21 protein-coding genes are annotated in these 20,354 nt (G+C 66.7%); 18 read left to right on the top strand and 3 right to left on the bottom strand.

What is annotated here, in order from left to right:
- Positions 1–48 precede the first annotated feature (48 nt).
- The 15 genes from Q319_RS0104245 to Q319_RS0104315 all read left to right on the top strand — a co-directional run bounded on the left by Q319_RS0104245 (position 49) and on the right by Q319_RS0104315 (position 15,890).
- Positions 49–825 carry a transporter substrate-binding domain-containing protein gene (locus Q319_RS0104245; protein WP_029480754.1) on the top strand — a complete coding sequence of 259 codons (777 nt, stop codon included), beginning with the start codon at positions 49–51 and terminating at the stop codon, positions 823–825.
- Between the two features lie 74 nt (positions 826–899).
- Positions 900–2,060, top strand: coding sequence for an N-methyl-L-tryptophan oxidase (solA, locus tag Q319_RS0104250; RefSeq protein ID WP_081845886.1), 1,161 nt, complete (start codon positions 900–902; stop codon positions 2,058–2,060).
- A gap of 86 nt (positions 2,061–2,146) precedes the next feature.
- Positions 2,147–2,923 carry a transporter substrate-binding domain-containing protein gene (locus Q319_RS0104255; RefSeq protein ID WP_029480756.1) on the top strand — a complete coding sequence of 259 codons (777 nt, stop codon included), beginning with the start codon at positions 2,147–2,149 and terminating at the stop codon, positions 2,921–2,923.
- A 177-nt stretch (positions 2,924–3,100) separates the two neighbouring features.
- The gene (locus Q319_RS0104260; RefSeq protein WP_029480757.1) at positions 3,101–3,772 is read left to right on the top strand and encodes an amino acid ABC transporter permease; all 672 of its coding nucleotides are present in this window, start codon (positions 3,101–3,103) and stop codon (positions 3,770–3,772) included.
- A 70-nt stretch (positions 3,773–3,842) separates the two neighbouring features.
- Positions 3,843–5,432 carry a DUF4153 domain-containing protein gene (locus Q319_RS0104265; RefSeq protein ID WP_156039163.1) on the top strand — a complete coding sequence of 530 codons (1,590 nt, stop codon included), beginning with the start codon at positions 3,843–3,845 and terminating at the stop codon, positions 5,430–5,432.
- 20 nt (positions 5,433–5,452) lie between these two features.
- Positions 5,453–6,088, top strand: a complete 636-nt coding sequence (locus Q319_RS0104270) for a DUF2268 domain-containing putative Zn-dependent protease (RefSeq protein ID WP_029480759.1) — start codon at positions 5,453–5,455, stop codon at positions 6,086–6,088.
- A 54-nt stretch (positions 6,089–6,142) separates the two neighbouring features.
- Entirely contained in the window at positions 6,143–6,979 is an 837-nt protein-coding gene (locus tag Q319_RS24205) for an ion transporter (RefSeq protein WP_034413727.1), read from the top strand.
- 8 nt (positions 6,980–6,987) lie between these two features.
- The gene (locus tag Q319_RS0104280) at positions 6,988–8,217 is read left to right on the top strand and encodes a M24 family metallopeptidase (RefSeq protein ID WP_029480761.1); all 1,230 of its coding nucleotides are present in this window, start codon (positions 6,988–6,990) and stop codon (positions 8,215–8,217) included.
- Between the two features lie 78 nt (positions 8,218–8,295).
- A complete protein-coding gene (locus tag Q319_RS0104285) occupies positions 8,296–8,979 on the top strand; it encodes an SDR family oxidoreductase (RefSeq protein ID WP_029480762.1) in 684 nt (227 codons plus the stop codon).
- Positions 8,980–9,085: 106 nt separating this feature from the next.
- Positions 9,086–9,565, top strand: coding sequence for a DinB family protein (locus Q319_RS0104290; protein WP_029480763.1), 480 nt, complete (start codon positions 9,086–9,088; stop codon positions 9,563–9,565).
- 58 nt (positions 9,566–9,623) lie between these two features.
- Positions 9,624–10,079, top strand: coding sequence for a DUF3197 domain-containing protein (locus Q319_RS0104295; protein WP_051655097.1), 456 nt, complete (start codon positions 9,624–9,626; stop codon positions 10,077–10,079).
- 629 nt (positions 10,080–10,708) lie between these two features.
- The gene (locus Q319_RS0104300; RefSeq protein WP_245618968.1) at positions 10,709–13,546 is read left to right on the top strand and encodes a sensor domain-containing protein; all 2,838 of its coding nucleotides are present in this window, start codon (positions 10,709–10,711) and stop codon (positions 13,544–13,546) included.
- A gap of 84 nt (positions 13,547–13,630) precedes the next feature.
- Positions 13,631–14,005 (top strand): nuclear transport factor 2 family protein, encoded by a 375-nt coding sequence (locus tag Q319_RS0104305; RefSeq protein WP_029480769.1) that lies wholly within the window; start codon positions 13,631–13,633, stop codon positions 14,003–14,005.
- 99 nt (positions 14,006–14,104) lie between these two features.
- Positions 14,105–14,833 (top strand): 23S rRNA (guanosine(2251)-2'-O)-methyltransferase RlmB, encoded by a 729-nt coding sequence (gene rlmB / locus Q319_RS0104310; RefSeq protein WP_029480770.1) that lies wholly within the window; start codon positions 14,105–14,107, stop codon positions 14,831–14,833.
- A gap of 133 nt (positions 14,834–14,966) precedes the next feature.
- Entirely contained in the window at positions 14,967–15,890 is a 924-nt protein-coding gene (locus Q319_RS0104315) for an aldose 1-epimerase (RefSeq protein ID WP_029480771.1), read from the top strand.
- Positions 15,891–15,900: 10 nt separating this feature from the next.
- Here Q319_RS0104315 and Q319_RS0104320 read toward each other — a convergent pair whose 3' ends face one another.
- The 3 genes from Q319_RS0104320 to Q319_RS0104330 all read right to left on the bottom strand — a co-directional run bounded on the left by Q319_RS0104320 (position 15,901) and on the right by Q319_RS0104330 (position 18,241).
- A complete protein-coding gene (locus Q319_RS0104320; protein WP_029480772.1) occupies positions 15,901–16,137 on the bottom strand; it encodes a hypothetical protein in 237 nt (78 codons plus the stop codon).
- 56 nt (positions 16,138–16,193) lie between these two features.
- Positions 16,194–17,267 (bottom strand): S1C family serine protease, encoded by a 1,074-nt coding sequence (locus tag Q319_RS0104325; RefSeq protein WP_029480773.1) that lies wholly within the window; start codon positions 17,265–17,267, stop codon positions 16,194–16,196.
- An 80-nt stretch (positions 17,268–17,347) separates the two neighbouring features.
- A complete protein-coding gene (locus Q319_RS0104330) occupies positions 17,348–18,241 on the bottom strand; it encodes an N-acetylglucosamine kinase (protein WP_051655098.1) in 894 nt (297 codons plus the stop codon).
- Between the two features lie 191 nt (positions 18,242–18,432).
- Between Q319_RS0104330 and Q319_RS0104335 the strand changes: the two genes are divergently transcribed.
- The 3 genes from Q319_RS0104335 to Q319_RS0104350 all read left to right on the top strand — a co-directional run bounded on the left by Q319_RS0104335 (position 18,433) and on the right by Q319_RS0104350 (position 20,332).
- The gene (locus Q319_RS0104335) at positions 18,433–18,906 is read left to right on the top strand and encodes an EVE domain-containing protein (protein ID WP_029480775.1); all 474 of its coding nucleotides are present in this window, start codon (positions 18,433–18,435) and stop codon (positions 18,904–18,906) included.
- 351 nt (positions 18,907–19,257) lie between these two features.
- Positions 19,258–19,884: a 1-acyl-sn-glycerol-3-phosphate acyltransferase gene (locus tag Q319_RS0104345; RefSeq protein ID WP_029480776.1), complete on the top strand. Its 627-nt coding sequence runs from the start codon at positions 19,258–19,260 to the stop codon at positions 19,882–19,884.
- Between the two features lie 19 nt (positions 19,885–19,903).
- Complete coding sequence (locus Q319_RS0104350) at positions 19,904–20,332, top strand: GNAT family N-acetyltransferase (protein WP_029480777.1); 429 nt, start codon at positions 19,904–19,906, stop codon at positions 20,330–20,332.
- Positions 20,333–20,354: the final 22 nt, after the last annotated feature.

Below are 20,354 nucleotides of genomic sequence, written 5' to 3' on the forward strand. Positions count from 1 at the left end.
TTCAGTACGTCTGACCTGATCCCCAGCCTCAACCCCTCAAGGAGTCCCATGAAGCACCTGTTGTTAATGTCCGCCCTCGTCCTCGCCTCCAGCAGCCTCGCCGCCACCGCGCCCGCAACCAAAACGCCCAGCACCCTCTCCAAGGGTACGTTGAAAATCGGCATGGAAGGCACCTACGCGCCCTTCACCTACCGCGATGAAAAGGGCGTGCTGACCGGCTTTGATGTGGATATCGCCAAGGCAGTGGCCGCCAAGCTGGGCCTGAAGCCCGAATTCGCGCTGACCGAGTGGAGCGGCCTGCTGGCCGGGTTGCAGGCCAACAAGTACGACGTGATCGTCAATCAGGTGGGCATCACCGCCGAGCGCCAGAAAAGCATCGGCTTCAGCACGCCCTACGCGTATTCCTCACCGCAGATCATCGTGAAGAAGGCGGGCAGCCTCGCCCCCAAGACGCTGGCCGAACTGAAGGGCAAGCGCGTGGGCGTGGGCCTGGGCAGCAACTTTGAAAAGCAACTGCGCGACGCGGGCGGCATCAACGTGGTGACCTACCCCGGCGCACCCGAATACCTGGCGGACCTGGGAGCGGGCCGTCTGGACGCCGCCTACAATGACCGCCTGCTGGTGGGCTACCTGATCAAGTCGCAGAACCTGCCGGTGCGCGGCGCAGGCGTGATCGGCCAGCCGGAAGCGGTGGGCATTGCCCTGAAAAAGACCAACACGGGCCTGAAAACGGCGGTGGACAAGGCGCTCTTGCAGATCAAGGCCGACGGCACGTATGCCAAGATCAGCCGCCAGTGGTTCGGGCAGGACGTCAGCAAACCCTGATCTCTGCCCTCTGGCGCAGACCCCTCCCGGTCCAACGGGGAGGGGTTTTTGCTGGCAACCCTTAAAATCAGACCATGAACCAGCACGTCCAGCATCTGATCATCGGCGCGGGGGCGGCGGGCAGCGCGGCGGCGTATGCGCTGGCCCGGCGCGGGCAGGACGTGCTGCTGCTGGAGCAGTTTCAGATCGGCCACACGCGCGGCTCCAGCTTCGGGCCGTCGCGGATTTTCCGGCTGGCCTACGAGGAACCCGACTACGCCGGGCTGGCCCAAGCAGCGCTGGCGTCGTGGCGGGCGTTAGAACGTGAGGCGGGACAGCAGTTGTACTGGCGCACCGGGGGCCTTGACCTTGGCCCCGCTGGAACGCCCAGCCTGGAAGCCGTTCACGCCTCGCTGAGCGCGCTGGACGCGGCCCCCGAGTATCTGAGCCGCCGCGAACTGGCCCAGCGTTTTCCACAGTGGCAGGTGCCGCCCGACTGGGAAGCGGTGTACTCGTCCGAAGCGGGGATCGTCAGCCCGCAGATCACGCTGAGGGTCCTGACCGATCTCGCCCGCCAACACGGGGCGCGTGTGCTGGAGGGTGTGGCGGCGCTGGAGATACAGGGAGGACAGCAACCCGCCATTCGGACCAGCACGGGTGCAATCACCTGTGACCACCTGATCGTGGCGGCGGGCGCGTGGCTGCCGCGTCTGGTTCCGGGGTTGCAAGCCTCGCTGAGCGTCACATTGGCGGCCTCCAGCTTTTACCGCCCGGATGATCTGGCGGCCTTCCAGCCGGAACGCTTCCCGGTCTTCATCACCCATGACGATGAATTTCAGGCGTACGGCTTTCCAGCTTTCGGCGTCCCTGGCGTAAAAATTGGCGTGGATGTGGTGCGCCCCGTCACCAGCGGCGATGACCGCACACTTGAAGTTCCGCCGCAGGTTGTGGAGGCGTCCGACACGTTCATGCGGCGCTATCTGCCGGGGGCCAGCGCCGTCATGGAGCGGCAAACCTGCCTGATCACCCGCGCGCCGGGCGGCGATTTCATCCTCGCGCCGCACCCGGATTGCCCGCAGATCACGCTGGCCTCTCCCTGTTCAGGACACGGCTTCAAGTTCACGCCGCTGCTTGGAGAATTGCTGGCGGCGCACGCGCTGGGTGAAAGGCATCCCTGGCACCTGCCCCGTTTCGCGCTGCCGCCTCAGGCCGTGCGCCAGACAGCAGACCAGCACCCCCTCCCAGGAGGCTTATAGTCAGCTCCATTCCTCCTGTATCGGGCCAGTGCAATTCCCCCACCCTCTTGACGGCGCTTCCGATGGGCCGTGTTCAAGGAGAAGCCATGCGCGCATTCCGTCCCAGTCTGGTTCTAGGTACTGCTCTGCTTCTGGCCGCCGCCACGCCCTCATTGGCCCAGACCGCGCCCACCCTGAGCAAGGGCGTGCTGAAAATCGCCGTGGAAGGCACCTACGCCCCGTTTACCTTCAAGGACGACAAGGGCCTGCTGACCGGATTTGACGTGGACGTGGCGCGGGCGCTGGCCGCCAAACTGGGCCTCAAGCCCGAGTTCGTGCTGACCGAGTGGAGCGGCATTCTGGCGGGCTTGCAAGCCAACAAGTACGACGTGATCATCAATCAGGTGGGCATCACCGCCGAGCGCCAGAAGAGCATCGGCTTCAGCGATCCCTATGTCTTCAGCCGTCCGCAGATTGCCGTCCATACCACCAAAGGGCAGAACTACAACACGCTGGCGGACCTGAAAGGCAAGAGGGTGGGCGTCGGGCTGGGTACCGTGTTTGAAAAAGACCTGCGCGACGCGGGCGGCATCACCGTGGTGACGTATCCCGGCACCCCGGAATATCTGGCAGACCTGTCCAGTGGCCGCCTGGACGCCATTTACAATGACCGCCTCTTGATCGGCTACCTCGCCAAATCGCAGGGCCTGCCGATCAAGGGCGTGGGCGACGCCGGTTCGGTGGACAGCATGGGCATAGCGATCAAGAAGACCAATACAGGACTAAAAACCGCAATTGACGCGGCCCTCAAGGGCATGAAGGCTGACGGTACGATGGCGAAGATCGGCCAGCAGTGGTTCGGGCAGGACGTCAGCAAGCCCTGAGCGCCCGCCTGTGCGCGTGGACCCCTCCCAGTTCAGTGGGGAGGGGTTTGCGTTGGGAAGCGGGCGGGTCTAAACGTCAAAAGGTCTAATCGTCTGACCGCGAAAGTGACCTATTCTTCTGGCCGTTAGACCGTTGGACGGTTTGACCCTTAGACCGCCTCCAAAGGAGCGCCCCGCATGGACACCGAACAACTTCAACTGATCGTGCAGAGTGCCTGGGCCGCCGTTCCCGCGCTGCTGGTGGGGGCGCGGCTGACCATCGGCTTTGCGCTGGCGGCGATGGTGCTGGGATTGCCGCTGGGGCTGGCGGTCACGCTGCTGCGGCTGTACGCGCCGGGGCCGGTGCGCTGGCTGGCGGGTCTGTACGTGTCGTTTATCCGGGGCACGCCGCTGCTGGTGCAGATCTTCGTGATCTATTACGGCCTGCCCAGTTTCGGCATCGTCCTCGATCCGGTGGTGGGCGGCGTGCTGGCCCTGACCCTGAACGCCGCCGCCTACCTGTCCGAGACCATCCGCGCCGCGATTCTGAGCATTCCCAAGGGCCAGCACGAGGCGGCGTACAGCGTGGGCCTGAGCAAGGCCGAAACCATGCGGCTGATCATCCTGCCGCAGGCCGCGAGGGTGGCGCTGCCCAGCCTGGGCAACAGCCTGATCGGGCTGGTCAAGGACACCTCGCTGGTGTCGGTGATCACGGTGGTGGAACTGCTGCGAAGCGCGCAACTGGTCATCGCCCGCACCTTCGAGCCGTTCGGCCCGTATCTGGCCGCCGCGCTGATCTACTGGGCCATCTCCAGCGCACTGGAAGTGGTGCAGCGCCGTCTGGAACGGCGGTTCGCGCGGGGAGGCTAGGCCCACAAAACCTCTTCCATCACCCCAAAGACGGACGACATCACCATTGGCCCGCCGCTACGGTACGGGCATGACCGGAACCCCGATGGCTGGACCCGCTGCCCCGCCCACCACTTCCGGGCATTCCACGCCTGTTCCCTCTGTTCCCCGTCCCGCACGGACCGCAGCGCCCTTTCTGATCGCGCTGGGACTGGGCGTCGCGGCGCAGATTCTGACGGGCGCACGGGGCGACGTGTTCGGCGTGAATGTTCCCATCTGGGTGGCCCTGTTCGTGGCCGCCTGCCTGTGGGCGCTGCGGAGGCGCGGTGAGCGGCCCACGGCAGAGGGCCTGACCCTGCTGGGCACGGCCTTTCTGCTGGCCGTCACCACCTGCGCGGTCCGGGACGTGCCGGGGGACCTGGGGGCGCTGAACGCTGCCGCGCTGTGGCTCTCGCTGCTGCTGGGCGCGGCGTTTCTGCGCTTTTCCGGCCTGGGCGGCTGGAGCCTATGGGCCACCGTGGGCGCGGGCCTGACGGGCGGCCTGCGCTTCGTTTACGGCCCCCTGGCACTGCTTGAACGCCTGCCCTGGGCACGGCTGCGGCCCGCGCAGGGCAGCGGACTGAGGCGCTGGGGCGTGGGCGTGCTGCTGACCCTGCCGGTGCTGGTTGTGTTCGGCGGATTGCTGGCGGGCGCGGACGCGGGCTTTGCCGGGCTGCTGGGCGGCGTGCTGGACTGGCGGCTGGACCGGTTGTGGAGCGACGGTTTTCAACTGGCCCTGTGGTGCGCCTTCGCGGGCGGGCTGGTCTACCCGGCGGTCATGGCGCTGCGGCCCAGCCTCCTGCCGCGCACCGGACCCGACGTGGCGCGGCTGGGGCTGACCGAGATCGGACTGCCGCTGGCGTCCCTGGCGGCGCTGTTCGTGGTCTTCTTGCTGGCGCAACTGCCGTACTACCTGAGCGGCACCGGCCTGCCGGACGGCGTGACCTTCGCGGGGTACATCCGCGAGGGCTTCGGGCAACTGATGGCGGTGGCCTTTTTGAGCCTGACCCTGCTGCTGGGCGCACACGCCCTGACGCGGCAGGAGGTCCGCACCCGCCTGTCGTACCGCCTGCTGAATCTGGCCGTTCTCGTCCCGCTGGCGCTGGTGCTGCTGAGTGCGGCCAACCGCTGGCGGCTGTACGGGCTGGCCTACGGCCTGAGCGAGACCCGCGTGATGGGCGCGGCCTTTCTGGTCTGGATGGCGCTGTGCCTGGTGTGGCTGGCATATCTGCTATGGCAGTCGCGCCCGCAGCGCTTCGCCTACCCGGCCCTGCTGATGGGATTCGGCGTGCTGCTGACCACCACCGCCCTGAACCCCGGCGCACTGATCGCCCGCGTGAATGTGGAGCGTGCCGTCGGCGGCGTGACCAACGAACTCCGCAGCACCCCGCAGGACGTGAGCGTGCCGACCCTGCTGGGGCTGGGGGCCGACGCCGTCCCCACCATCGTGACCCATCTGGACGCCCTGACCCAGGATTGCCCGCAGGGCAAGGGCTGCCAGAATTCGCGCCAGGACGTGATTAACCTTCTGCACGAACAGTACGACGCGCCACGCGACCCACGGGCCTGGAATGCCAGTCACGCCCGCGCCCACCAACTGGTCCTGACACTTCCCCCACCGACGCCAGAACCGGGGCGCTAGAAACCCGTCAGAATCGGGCCATGCCCAACGCCCTGCACGTCATGAACGCTGGCGGCCACCTCTCCCCCATCCTGGAAAACGAGGTGCGAGAGGTGGCGCAGGCTGCTCTGACCCGGCAGGCCACGCGGCTGGGGCTGGACGGAGTGGATGTGGCCGTCTCCGTCTCGCCCTGGGATTTGCCCGAAACGGGTATCCACGGTTACGCGCCGCTGGACCATCTGGTGCAGATCACCCTGAACCCAGACAACCCACACTTTGCCGCCAGTTGGCGCACCGAACTACCCGCCACGGTGGCCCACGAACTGCACCACGCACGGCGCTGGCAGGGGCCGGGTTACGGTTCCACCCTGCTGGAAGTGCTGGTCAGCGAGGGGCTGGCTCAGGCGAACGAGTTGGATGAACGGGGTGGGGAGCCGCCACCCTACGCACGGGCCGGGGTTGATCTGGACGCCCTATGGGTGCGTGCCCTACCGATGCTGAACCGTAGCGATCACAGCTTCGGAGCGTGGTTCTACGGCTCAGAGGTGGAGAATTTGCCGCGCTGGAGCGGCTACAGCCTGGGCTATGAGCTGGTGCGCCGCCATCTGGCGCGGGTGGGCGGGGACGCGGCGGGGCATGTCCACACGGTTGCCGGGGTGTTCCGTGGGGCGTGGTAAACAGCCAAGACTGCGCCCATTTGCCCGCCCTCCAGCCGCCTTACCCTGAAGCCCATGCCCGACACCGCCCCTCCCCCTCCGCCCGCGCCAGAGGAACTCAAGTCCGCCCGTCTGACAGCGCTGGCCCATCTGGACGCGCTGCTGGAACGGCCCATGATCGTCCTCAGTTTCGCGTGGCTGGGGCTGCTGGTGCTGGACCTGATGCAGGGACTGCCACCGCTGCTGCAAATCGTCAGCAACGTGATCTGGGGGCTGTTCGTGCTGGACTTCGCGCTGGCGATTGTGCTTGCGCCCGACAAGTCCGAGTACCTGAAGAAAAACTGGCTGACCGCCCTGAGCCTGATGCTGCCCGCGCTAAGGATTCTGCGGCTGTTCCGTGGCCTGCGGGCGCTGCGGGTGTTGCGCCTGACGCGCGGCACCAACCTGCTGCGAATCCTGACCAGCCTGAACCGGGGGCTGCGGACCCTGCAACGCACCCTGCGCCGCCGGGGCCTGGGTTTCGTGGTGGGCGCAACTGCGCTGGTGGCGCTGGCCGGGGCGGCGGGTATGGCGTCCTTCGAGGGGGGCCAGACGGGTGCGCCGCAGGGCTTCGGCCAGTGGCTGTACTGGGTGGGCATGCTGCTGACCAGCCTGGGGTCCGAATACTGGCCCCTGACCGCCGAGGGCCGCGCGCTGACCTTTCTGCTGGCGCTGTACGGCTTCGCGGTCTTCGGCTACATCACGGCGGCGCTGGCCAGCCTGTTCGTGGGCGCGGATCAGGATTCGCCGCCAGAAGAGGGTGATGACGAGATCAACAACGAGGCCCTGCGCCGGGAATTGCGGGAACTGCGGGGCGAGATCGCGGGGCTGCGGGGGGAATTGCGCCCTCCACCAGAGCCGCGCACCCCATAATCGGAGGCATGACCTCTCCCGTTGACCGGATGCGCGCCGCCCTGCAAGCCACGGACCTGGACGGCTGGCTGATCTACGACTTCCAGGGCCTCAACCCGCACGCCCGCCGCGTGCTGGACATGCCAGGAGGCGCGTTTCTGACCCGCCGTTTCTTCGTGTACGTGCCGCGTGAGGGTCAGGCGGTGCTGCTGCACAACCACATCGAGGGCGGCACCTGGGGCGAGATCACGCGTGACTGGGACATCGAGCGCCGTGCCTTCGGCTCTCATGACGAACTGGACGCGGCGCTGAAAAAAGTGGTGAGCGGGCAGCGGATTGCGATGGAGTACAGCCCGAATGGGGCGGTGCCCTACGTGAGCCGGGTGGATGCCGGAACGATTGAGCGTGTGCGGGCAGCAGGGGCCACCGACATCGTGAGCAGCGCGGACCTGCTGCAATCCTTCCTGGCATGGTCTGAGGAAGATCTGGCCGCCCACCGCCGCGCCGCCGCCCTGCTGATGCGGGCCAAGGACGACGCCTACTGGCTGATCCACGAACGCCTGAAAGCGGGCGAGGACATTACCGAACTGGAAGTCCAGTCTCTGATCATGGACGCCATCGCGGGTGCGGGCATGGGCGCGGGCCATCCGGTCAATGTGAGTTTCGGCGTGAACGCGGCGGACTCGCACTACGAGCCGGGCGGGGATAAGAATGCCGTGTTGCAGGCAGGCCAGTGTGTGCTGATCGACCTGTGGGCGCAGGAATCGGGCCGCCCCTTTGCCGACGTGACCTGGGTGGGCCACGCGGGGCAACCCTCCGCCGAATATCTGGACGCGTGGGAAGCGGTGCGGGCCGCGCGGGACACGGCGCTGGACCTGCTGAAGACCCGATTCGGGGCAGAAGGCTGGGGCAACTTGCAGGGCTGGGAACTGGACCGCGCCGCACGGGACGCGATGGGACCCGACTGGGCACCGTATTTCTTCCACCGCACCGGACACGATCTGGGCGTGCAGATTCACGGCTCGGGCGCAAATCTGGACGACTATGAAACGCACGACACCCGCACGCTGACGCCGGGGCTGGCCGTGACGGTGGAACCCGGCACCTACCCGGCGGCAAAGGGCTTCGGCATCCGCACCGAGGTGGACATCCACCTGTCGCCGGACGGCCCGGAGGTGACCACGGACCTTCAGCGCCAGCCGTTCGTCCTGGGAGTGGGCGAGTGGGCGGCGGTGCGGGCAGCGGGATACGGGGAATAAGCTCACTCTCAGTCCCACTACTGAATCTTTTCTGCATATCCCACACCCCACGGCCCTCAACCCGCTAGGCTGGGAGGCATGGCTAACCTCAGCTCCTCGACAGTAATGCTCACAGGGGCGGGCGGCGCGCTGGCGACTGCCATTGCCCAGGAACTCGACGACGCGGGCGCGCAGATGGTGCTGGTGGGGCGCGGCGAGGCCCTGGCCCGCGCCGCAGACCGCATCCCCGCCACCGAAGTGATCGACGTCGATCTGGCTGACCCCGCCAGCGTGGCGCAACTGAAAAAGGTCAAGGTGGACATCCTGGTGCATACCGCCGGGGCCTACTCAATGCAGGCCGTGCAGAAGGCCACCACAGATGACCTGCGGGCCATGCTGGACGCCAATTTCCTGACGCTGTTCCACGCAGTTCAGGGCGTGTTGCCCAACATGATCAAGAACAAGGACGGCATCATCCTGGGCGTCAGTGCGGCGCAGGCCGCCCGCAATACTGGCCCCGGTGCGGCGCTGTACACGGCGAGCAAAGCGGCGCTGGGGGCATACCTGAACAGCCTGAACGACGAGTTGAAGTCCAAGGGCGTGCGCGGCTGCGTGCTGTACCCGATGGGTGCCATCGACACCCCGGCCAACCGCGACGCGGGCCTGAAATGGGAAACCATGATCGACCCGCGCGGCCTCGCCAAGAGTGTGGCCCATATCCTGACGCGCCCGGACCGCGCGCACATCACGGACATCAAGGTCTACCCGGACGAGGAAGAGTAGGACGGTAGGAAAAGCTCTGGCGCGGCTTTGATCCACCCAAACCGCTCTACAGGCAAGATCGCTTGAGACCTGCTACCATTCTCCAATTCCAGAGATAGCATTGGGCATGAACACGCTGTTCGGTCCGCCGCCAGCCACGCTGCAACTGCTGCTGGATGACCCCGCCGAACACGATTTTCCCTGCGCCGAACGTCTGCTGGGTGGGCTGACGTTTCAGCAGGCTGTCACCGTGCCGCCAGGGCTGTCCCACTCCATCGCGGCCATCCTGGCGCACATGCACGCCAACATCGTCTTCAATCTGGGGCTGATCGAGAGCGCAGAGCCTCTCTCGTTCCAGCCGCCAGAAAACCTCTGGCCTGCCGTTTCCGCTGGGCAATGGCCGCATCTGGTTCAGGCATTTCTGGCCGATCTGGCACGGCTGGGACAGATGGCGCAAAACGCGCAGGAGCTTGAGCGCACCCTTTATCCGGCCACTGCCGATGAGCCGGGCTGGACCGTGGGCTACAAACTCGCGGCCAGCGTCGCCAAACACAACGCCTACCATTTTGGGCAGATTGCGTTGATCCGGCGGCTGGTGGGGGCCTGAGAATGGGGTGTTCTCTCGCCACACGCTCCCTTGCGTCCCGCTTGGGTACACTGCGGCCATGAACACTACCGCGTCCCTGCAAATTGCCGACCCGCTGGGCGTTCCCGGAGCGCCGCAGGAAACGCTGACCGCCATGATGGCGCACCTGGAACGGTTCCATTCCGGTGGCGCGGTGGGGCAGCTCATCCTGGTCACGGACCGGCAGGGAGACCGGGACCGCGCGGGCTACGCGGTGGTCCTCATCGCGGGGCCAGTGGTCACGGTGGCGGCCCAGGCGTTCGGGCCGCGTTACGGGCAGCCCGGAATGCAGGCGCTGGAGCAACTGGTGCGCTGGGCGCAGGACCACGAATGGCTGGTGCGCGAGACCGTGCTGAACGGCTCGGACTTCACGCGGGTCATCGACGAGCCGGACGCGGGCGAGATCAGAAAACTGGTGGCGGCCAGCAATCCCAGCGATCCGGGCATCTATCTGGTCTGGCCCGCCGCCTGGAAAGAGGAACGCTGGCAGGACTGATCTTTCGGGCCAGATCTTCAGAGCAGACACGCGCAGAAAGCAAATGGGCTTCTGCGCGTGTTTGCTCTGCTCCTCCTCATGCCGCCTCCGCAGGCCACAATCAGCCAGCGCCGGGGCGTGCGCTACTGCCTGCTGTGACGCCGTGAAATTTTCCACTTGTAACCGTGGTCCTGGAGCAAGGAAGCCGCGCCTGGACGGCTGCAATGGGGGGGGATGGGGGCATCCATGATCCCACGCCACCCAGCTTCAATACCTCAAAAAGAGCGTGTGGGTGGGATTTTGCAGGCCGGCAGCAGATGCCGGAATGACTGACAGGTCAGTTTTCGCCGTATCTCACGCACTTTCTTGAATGATTGGGGTAAGAGTTCGGGTGACAGGATAACCCTCAGGTGATCATCACCGGCCCTTCCTTCCCCCGCCGCTGCCCCATTTTTTCCATGCGCTTTCCTGCCGGGTGGCTGCGTTTTTACTGAACTTCCGTGTTCGTCCCGGTCTGTTTTTTTCAACCCCTGTCCGCCGCCCGCCGTGGCCCGTTTCCACCGCTTCCTTCCTGTCCTTTTTCCCGCTGCTGCGTCTTCCCACCAGGACCGAACATTCAAAAGCGTCTACAGACGCGAGGTAACTTCAGCGTGACTCCTTCCCTGTCCAAATCCAAGCGTGCGGCCCCGGACCCCGTGACCGGGAAACGCGCCAGCCGCCCGGCCCCCATTCAGATCAGCGCCCCACTCCAGACTCCAGCCCAGGCCACGGTCCATGTGCCCGGTACGGACCATTCCAGCTCGGCGCTGCACACCGCCCTGCGCGATCTGCTGCGTGTTCACGCGCCGGAAGCGGCGTTGCTGGCGCGGGTGGGCGGCGCGGTGCTGCACCTTCAGGACGACGTCATGGAGCTGTGCGGCCCGGAGCTGGAGCCGCCCGAGGCGTGGCTGGAAAGCGGCGAGATGACCTGGCTGTCGCGCGACGGCGAACTGCTGGGGCTGCTGTGGAGCGACGGTGGGCCGGAAGGCAAGCCCGTGTCAGCCACGGCCACCGAGGTGCTGACCATGCTGCTGGCGGCCTCGCGCCCGGACGGGGCGGGGCGGGAAGCCGAGGTGCTGGTTACGCAGCTTCCGGTGGCCACCGCGTGGCTGACCCCCGAACTGGTGTTCCGGCGGGTCAGCCGACCTTTTCTGGAACTGCTGGACATCAGCGACGCCGGAGTGCTGGGCCGCACGGTGGCCGAGGTGCTGCCCGGACACCCGGCGCTGCTGGGGGCGCTTCAGGGCGCAGTGGCGGGCCGCTCGGTGCGTTTGCCCGACGCGCTGCTTTCCGCCAGACAGGCAGACACCGCCCCACGCTGGGTGCGCGGCGAGGCTCGGCCCTACCTGGGCGGCTGGGGCGCGGGCGTGATGGTGACCTTGCAGGACGTGAGCGGCGAATACGAGCGGGCCGCGCGGGTCTCGGCACTGCTGGACACCCGCACCCCTGCCGCGCTGCTGACCGAGGACGGAGTCGTCCTGCACGCCAGCCCCGGCCTGAGCGAACTGGCCCCGCAGATTCCCGGTCAGCCCGCTCCGGCACTGATCGGCGCGGCCCTGTGGGACTGGCCCGGCTTCGACGGCGCGTCCGTGGGTGCGGCGCGTGATCTGGTGCGGCTGGCGGCAGCGGGGGGCGAGGCGCAGGCAGACCTGACCCTGGCGGGAGGCGAGACGCTGACCCTGAGCGTGCGCCACTCTGCGGCGAGCGGGCTGCTGGTGGCCGAGAGTGTGGGTGCGCCCGTGGGCGGCGCGGCCCCGCTGGGCCTGATCACGCAGATGCTGGCCCTCTCTGATGACGCCACCGTGCTGGTAGACGCGGCTGGCCGGGCACAGTTAATCAACGAGCGCGCCGCAGTGCTGCTGGGTGTGGAAGCTTCCCGGCTGATGGGCCTGGGATTAACACGGGTGCTGGGCGAACTGGGGGTCAAGGTCTTCTCGCCGGACGGGCAACCGCTGGCGCTGCCCGACTGGCGCACCCTGCCGTCACCGCTGTGCCGCGAGGTGCTGCTGGCGCTGCCCGGCCACTCGCTGCGCCACATGGAACTGCGCGTGACCCCGGTGGGACCGGAAGCGGGCCGCCGCGAAACCGGCAACCGGGGCAGCGTGCAGTCGGGCGGCCTGCTGCTGACCCTGCGCGACGTGACCGTGCTGCGCCGTGCCGAGGCAAAAATGCACCACGACGCCCGCCACGACGCCCTGACCGGCCTGCACAACCGCGTGGGCCTGCGTGAGGACCTGGCGGCCCTGGAAGCAGCCGAAACAACCACAGGCGCGCTGGTCTGCCTGAACATCGACGGTTTCGGTGCCCTGAACACCGCGCTGGGCCGGGTGGCCTGTGACCGCCTGCTGATCGGTCTGGCCGCCCGCCTGAGCGACGTGGCCAGTGGGAAGGGCGGCAGCGCAGCCCGGCTGGAAGGCGGCACCTTCGCCGTGCTGATGCCAGGGCTGGACATCCACGACGCGCTGGAAGCCGTGCAGCGCGCCCTGAGCGTTCCGCTGCGCTGCGGCCCGCGCGAGACGCCCCTGACCTTTGCGCTGGGGGTGGCTGCGCTGGGCGAAACAGCGCTGGGCGGGACCGCAGAAGACAACATCTCGAACGCCGAGATCGCCGTGCGCCACGCCCGGCAGCAGGGCCGGGGCGGCCTGGGCTTCTACACCCCGGCCCTGCGCGCCGGGGTCCGCAGCGCCTACGCGCTGGAAGAGGACCTGCGCGGCGCACTGACCGCCCGTGAGTTCACGCTGCTGTATCAGCCGCTGCTGGACCTCAAGACCGGCAGGGCGCTGGGCGCAGAGTCCCTGCTGCGCTGGCAGCACCCCGAACTGGGCCTGCTGCTGCCCCACAGCTTTCTGGAGGTGGCGGGCCGCAGCGAACTGATCACGCACATCGGTGAGTGGGTGGTCGAGGAAGCCGTGGCCAGCCGGGACCGCGTGCGTGCCGAGTGCGGAGAGGCGCACCCCGGATGGCAGGTCTCGGTGAACCTGAGTCTGGAAGAACTGCGCCGCAGCGAGGGCCTGAGCCGTCTGCTGCCGCTGCTGAGCGCTCAGGGCGCGCCGGACATCGAGGTCACGGCGGGCAGCCTGCTGGACCACAGCGAGGAAACGCTGGACATGTTGGGGCAGCTCCGCAGCCACGGCGCACGCCTGAGCGTGGACGACTTCGGCGACGGCGCGGGCAGCAACCTCAGCGCCCTGACCCGCTTTCCGCTGGACACCATCAAGTTGCACCCCACCCTGACCGCCCGCCTGCCCGGCGACCCCAGAGTGGTCACGCTGGTGGCCTCCACCATCGATCTGGCGCACCGCCTGGGTCTGAGGGTGGTGGCGGTGGGCGTGGAGAGAAGCGAGCAACTGGACATCCTGCGCGAACTGGGCTGCGACGCCGCGCAGGGCTACGGGGTCTGCCCGCCGCTGCCCGAGACGGAGCTGCTGGCCTGGCTCGCGGAGCGCTGAGGGCAGTGCGTTCGCAGCTTTATCAAACTTTCTGAAGGTAAGGCCACACACCCTCTGCGGGCGGGCCGGGTGGTCTGGTGAGGCATGACCACCACCGAAGAGTTCATGAGCGCGCTGCAAAATGCCGAATCCAGCAAGGACCCCTCCGGCCTGGTGGCCCTGCACGCCGGGGACGTGACCCTGAGCAACCTGACCAGCAAAGTCTGGGAAGGCACCGACGGGGCACAGGCATTCTGGGAAACGTACCTCAGCGACTTCGAGACGATCCACAGCGAATTCACCCACCACCACGAGAGCGACGGCCTGGGCGTGATGGAATGGAATGCCACGGGCAAACTGAAAAACGGGGACGACATCGAGTACCGGGGCGTCAGCATCATCGAGACCAAAGACGGCAAGGTGGGCGCGTTCCGCACCTATTACGACAGCGCGGCGTTCGTGAAGCCCGCGCAGCAGTAAACGCTTCCTCATCCCACAGGCCCTCCCGAGTTGGAGGGCTTTTTACTGTCTTGCTCCTGTTCTGGCAGTGCAGCGCCGGCTTGCCCTAGACTGCCCAGCATGTTGCTGTATGGAAGGAATCCGGTGCTGGAAGCCCTGAAAGACGGGCGGGTGAGCGAGGTCATGGTGGCGCGTGGCGTCGAGGAAAGCTTCGTGAACGAGCTAAAAGCTGAGGTTGGGGAAAGCGGCGTGCGCCTGCGGTTCGCCGCGCGCATCGAACTGGATCAGTTGGCCGGGACCACCGCCCACCAGGGCGTGATGGCCGAGGTGGAGGACCTGGCCTGGGCCAGCGTGGACGACATTCTGGACCGCGCCGAGGCCAGGGGCGAGGAGCTGCTGATCGTGCTGCTGGACGGCATCACCGATCCGCGCAATTTCGGGGCGATCATCCGCAGCGCCGAGGTGCTGGGCGCACACGGCGTGGTGGTGGAGGAACGCCGCAGCGCCCCGCTGTCGCCCGTGGTGGCCAAGACGGCGGCGGGGGCCACCAGCTTCCTGCCGGTGGCGCAGACCAAGAACCTGCCCCGCCTGATCGACGCCCTGAAAGAGGACCGCATCTGGGTCTACGGCGCAGCGGGCGAATCCGCACAGGACGTGACCAAAACCGATTTCAGCGGACGCGTGGCGCTGGTGATCGGCGCGGAGGGCGAGGGCCTGCGCCGTCTGGTGCGCGAGAAATGCGACGTGCTGGTGAGCATCCCCACGCGCGGGCAGGTGGACAGCCTGAACGCCTCTGTGGCGGCGGGCATCCTGATTCATGAGGTGATGCGCGGGCGCGGCAAGGCGTGATACGGATTCCGTCTGTTTCGTTAACAAATCGGGAAAGCTCCGGTTCGTTCACTCCACACCCGGAACCCGTCCTTATCCTTCTCGCATCCGCTCGGATTTCATCGTTTTTGCAAACGATCCAATCGGAGTCCGAATGACCCAGCCTGAACCCCACCGCACCGAGACGGTCTCCAGCGGGGCGATGACCTTGGAAGTGCTGCCCGATCTGGGGGCCAGCGTCCTGAACCTGCGCGCCGCGTCGGGCCGCCCGGTGCTGCGGGCCGTGGATGTGGCGGATGTGAAAACCAGCAGCCAGTGCGCCAGCTTTCTGCTGATCCCGTTTTCCAACCGCATCCGGGACGCGCACTTTCCTTTTGAAGGTCAGGACGTGCAGCTTGCACCCAACACCAAGAATGGGCTGGCCCAGCACGGCGACGTTCGCAACCGCCCGTGGACGGTCACACGGGCTTCCGACAGTCACCTGATCTGCGACTTCGACAGCCGGAAGTTCAGCGATACGAACTGGCCGTGGGCCTTCACGGCGCGCGTGGAATACCGCCTGCACGGGCCGCATCTGGACACCACCATTACGCTGACCAACGCCGACACCCAGGACATGCCCGCCGGAATCGGAATGCACCCATACTTCGAGCGCCTTCAGGACGACATCGATCCGGCGCTGGAATTTGACGCGCCATTGACCTACGACACCGACGAGCGGCAACTGACGGTGGGCGGCTCACGGGAGGTCCGGCCCGACGAGGATTTCCACACGCCCACTCCTGTCGGTTCCAGACAGGTGGACCGGACCTACACCGCCTGGGACGGCGTCGTGCGGCTGGACTGGTCAACCGAAGGCCAGCCCGCGCGGGCGCTGGTGCAGACCGCCGACAACGTCTATTCGCATCTGGTGGTCTTCACCGCGCCCGACGGTAATCTGGCGCTGGAACCCGTCTCGCACGCCACCGACGCCTTCAATCTGGCTTCTCTGGGCGTGGCGGGCGTGGACATGCGGGTGCTGTCGCCAGGGCAGAGTCTGGCAGGAACGGTGCGGATCACGCTGGAAGGACAGTGGTAAGCAGGACAGTTTAAGCCGCGTTGGTCGCCAGCAGTTCGCCGTCCATGCTGCGCAGCTCGAAGCCGGGGCGGGGGCGGTCTGCCAGCCAGCGCAACGCGTCCAGCAGATCGTCGGTTTCGCGCATGACTTCCGGCTGGGCAGCACTTGCAGGATCTATGTCGCCCGTCCAGACGACGCGGTAGGCACGGGTGGCGCTGGGCGGCGTCCACGGCACGCCCGCTTCCTCTTTCATAAATGCGCTAGACATCCTTTTAGCCTACTGGGACAGGATGAAACGCGGGTAGGCGCGGCGTAATGCCGTCTTTACTCGCGCAGATCAGGCAGGCTCGCCTTGGCCACCAGGGTGATACGGGTCTCGCGCGGCTGCTCGCCCCGCACGTAACCGATGGTCACCGTGTCGCCCACCTCGGCGCTGCGCAGGGCCGTGAGCGCCTCATTCGTATCGCGGGTTCGCTGGCCGCCCACAGTGGTAATGATGTCGCCCAGGGACAGGAGGTTGCCGTTTTCATCGTAGGCACTTCCCACAAGCCCAGCTTGGTCCGCAGGACTACCCTCGACCACCTCCGCGATGACCATTCCCGCCGGAGTAGTCAGCCCGCTGTGGACACCGTCATACCTGATGCCCAACACCGGAACGTCGCGCTTCTCTCCGGTCCGCAGCGCCGTGATCAGGTTGTCGCCGTCCACCACCGGGACCGCGTAACTGCGCCGGGTGATGCCGCTGCTGTCCACGCTGATGTAACTGACCACGCCGATTGCGTTGCCCAGTCCGTCGATAATCGGGCCGCCGCTATCGCCGGGGGCCAGCGGGGCATTCATTTCCAGCGTGCCCTGCGGGAAATCGGCGCGGCCCGCCGACGCGCCCAGCCGCAGCAGTTCGCCGCGCCGGGGTTGCAGGAAGTCTCCGCCGCTGTTGCCCACCGCCAGCACCGTTTCACCCACGCGCGGCGCGCGGGCGGCCAGCGGCAGGAAGGGGAACGGGCCGCGCCCCTGAACTTCCAGCAGAGCCACGTCCGCCCGCGCGTCGAAAGCGGTCACTTTGGCCCGGTACGACTTTCCATCCAGCGTGCTGATCTGAAACAGCGTTCCCAGACTGACGACGTGGTAGGCAGTCAGCACCTGCCCGGTGTCGCTGATAAAAAATCCGGTGCCGATGCCCGCCTCACGGGTGCGGGGGTCCAGGCTCTCGACGCGCACGGTGGCGGGGCGAACCTTCTCGAACAGCGCCTGGGTGGCCTCGGGCAGCGTGCCCGGCAGCGTGGCGGACACCTGCGGTGACCCTCTGGGCACCAGATCGAACTTCGGCTGCCAGTTGGGCAACAGGTAAGCCCCCAGCGCCAGGATGAGCAGAACGGGAAGCCAGGGCGAGAGGCGCACGGGCGCAGTCTAGAGCGGCCCGCACGCGGGCAAGGTAGGCAAAGGCACGCAAGCGGGGGGTGACGCGGCGGGGGTGGTTCTCAGCCTGCCGGAGCCAGCGCCAGTGCCCCCAGCAGCGGCGAGACGGTGGGGGTGAACATGACGTCGCGGTCCACGAATTGCCTGTGGAAAGACGCAGCCACCAGCGGGTTGAAACTGCCGCCGCACAGGGCCAGTCGGGGGATTCCGGTGCGCCTCAGCACGGCCCCACCCAGCCGGGCCAGTTCCTCCCCGGCGCGGCGCTGGATGTCCTGGGCGTGTGGATCGCCCCCCACCGCCGCCTCGTACACGGCGGGAGCCAGCCGGGCCAGCGCTGCACGGCCCTCGCCGTACACGTAGGCGCGAATATCCGGCCAATGCTGGGAACCGATCACCCCGAAGAGTCTGGAGGCCAGCAGGCTCTCGCCCCACCCCTCATCCACTTCCCGCAACACCGCTTTCAGGCCCTGCCGCCCCTGCCAGAAAGCCCCGCCCGCGTCGTCGATCAGAAAACCGTGACCGCCCGCGCGGATCACCTCGTCCGCCGCTGTACCGTAACTGGAAACGGTGCGGTGATAGGCCATGCTTCCGGTTCCGGCATAGACGAGCGTGCCACCGCCCACCGGGCCGTCCCGTAAGAAATGCGCGGCGTAGGCCAGATGCAGATCGTCGGTGACATACAGCGCCGTCTGGGGCAGATGGAACGTACTGGACAGCATTTCCCTGATCAGCGGCACAAAGTCGGTTGACAGACCGGTAATGCCCACCACCACCGCTGAAGGCTGGGCGGGGACGGCGGCGCGAATCCCGATCAACCCGGCGGCCATGTGCTGCCGCGCTTCGGGCGTGTACAGGTGGCCGGAAAGGGGCGCAGAGTTGCCGCTGGCCGTCATTTCCCCACCAGAGAACAGCGCCCACTTGCTGCTGCTCGCGCCCATGTCGATGCCCAGGATCATCGGCTCTCCGGTACCGCCCCGGCAAAGGTGCGGGTCATCTCGCATGGGTTGTCGGCGCGAGCCTGATCGTGTCCGGTCAGGCCGCGTGGCACAGGCTGGGGAGTCATGGGGGGCATTGTTTCATGACGGCTGTATACAACTGGGAGACGACACCGAGGACTTGCCGCCCCTCCCCGCTCTACCCTGATCCGATGCACTACTGGCTCCTCAAATCCGAACCCGATGTCTTTGGCTACCCCGATCTGGAACGCGTGGGCCGCGAACCCTGGAACGGCGTCCGCAACTACCAGGCGCGCAATTTTCTGCGGCAGATGGCGGTGGGTGACCTCTGCCTCTTCTACCACTCGCGCAGCAAGACGCCAGGAATTGCGGGCGTGGCGCGGGTCACGCGGGCCGCCCACACGGACGATCTGCAATTTGACCCGGCCAGTGCCTATTTCGATCCAGCATCTTCACCTGAGAACCCGCGCTGGAGCATGGTGGAGGTAGAAGCCGTGCGCGCCTTTCCCGCCGTGCTGACGCTGGACACTATTCGCACGCTGCCCCAGTGGGAGGACTCTCCCCTGACCCGCAAAGGCTCGCGCCTGAGCGTGTTGCCCGTGACGGCGGAGCAGTTTGATGCGGCGCTAGCAGCAGCGGGGCTGGACTTAACAACTGACCCGTGATTCAAATGTCAGACGCTACAGATCACACTGAATTATGGAACTCGTGTTCGCCGGACTGGCTATCGTTTTCTCGTTGCTGCTGGCCTCCATTCAAAAGGAGCCGGAGCGTCAGCCAGTGCCGGTGAAGGTCAGGGACCGGCGGGACTGAGTGGAGGGACTGCGTGGAAGTAAAGATTGGGCAGGAGTCATAGTCTCCAGTTGTTCTGGCCCGTGACCTTGCCAACCAAACGGCCAGATCCTTGACCGCCCACCACTATCACGGCGGCTGAACTGCTCCGCGAACGCGGCGGCCTGATCTGCCTGTAAGGCCGCGCAAGAGTTCTGGCAGAACGCCCCCCGTATACTCGGGCCGTGTCTGTCACCTGGCTGGGCCGCCCGCACACACTGGGATCGCGCGTATCACTCTTTCTGCTGCGGCTGACCGGCTGGACGCCGCTGCTGGAGCCGCCGCCGATGGGCGGGGTCAAGTTCGTCACGGCTGCCGCGCCGCACACCAGCAATCTGGACTTCTGGCCGGGCCTGTTCTGGAAGTGGGCCACCCGCATTCCGCTGCACTGGGTAGGCAAACGCGAGCTGTTCAATTTTCCGATGGGCATCTTCATGCGCGCCGTGGGCGGCATTGCCCTGGACCGCCGCCGCGCGGGGGGCAACTTCGTGGACGCGGTGGTCTCGGTGATCGAGCGCGAGGAAGAAATAGTGCTGCTTGTCGCGCCGGAAGGCAGCCGCAACCGGGCGGAATACTGGAAGACCGGCTTTTATTACATGGCCCTGAAAGCGGGCGTGCCCATCGCCGTGACCGCGCTGGACTGGCAGCACAGGCGCATCGGCATCATCGGTTATGTGCAGCCGACGGGGGACGTGAAGGCCGACTTCGCCCGGATTGCCGATCTGTTAAAAGACGTGCGGGGCCGCATTCCGGCCAACGAGACGCCCATCATCCCCCGCCCCGACGACACGGGTCCGGCTGCCCCAGCCTGAGCTGGGCCTCCCTTGCAGCATGACCTTCCGCCTGACTGCCGAAGATGCCCCCGCACTGGACGAACTGCTTCGCCTCTACGCTTCGGTAGGCTGGACCGCCTACACCCGTGACCCGCAGGCACTGGCCCGCGCCCTGCGGCACTCCAGTTTCGTGTGGGCCGCCCGAAACGAGGGTGGCGAACTCGTCGGTCTGGTGCGCGGTCTGAGCGATGATGTAAGCATTCTGTTCGTGCAGGACATCCTGGTCTTGCCCGACTGGCAGCGCCAGGGCGTGGGCCGCGCGCTGATGGGGGCCGTGCTGGACCATTATGCCCACGTCATGCAGACGGCGCTCCTGACTGACGACGGGCCGGAGCAACTGGCCTTTTACGAATCCCTGGGCTTCGGCAACACCCGGAATCTCGGATTGAATGCATTCTACCGCGCGAACATGCAAACGGATTCCTGAAAGAAGTTCGATTATGCCGTCC

It is taken from the genome of Deinococcus marmoris DSM 12784 (assembly GCF_000701405.1).
In the GTDB taxonomy this organism is placed as follows: Bacteria; Deinococcota; Deinococci; order Deinococcales; family Deinococcaceae; genus Deinococcus; species Deinococcus marmoris.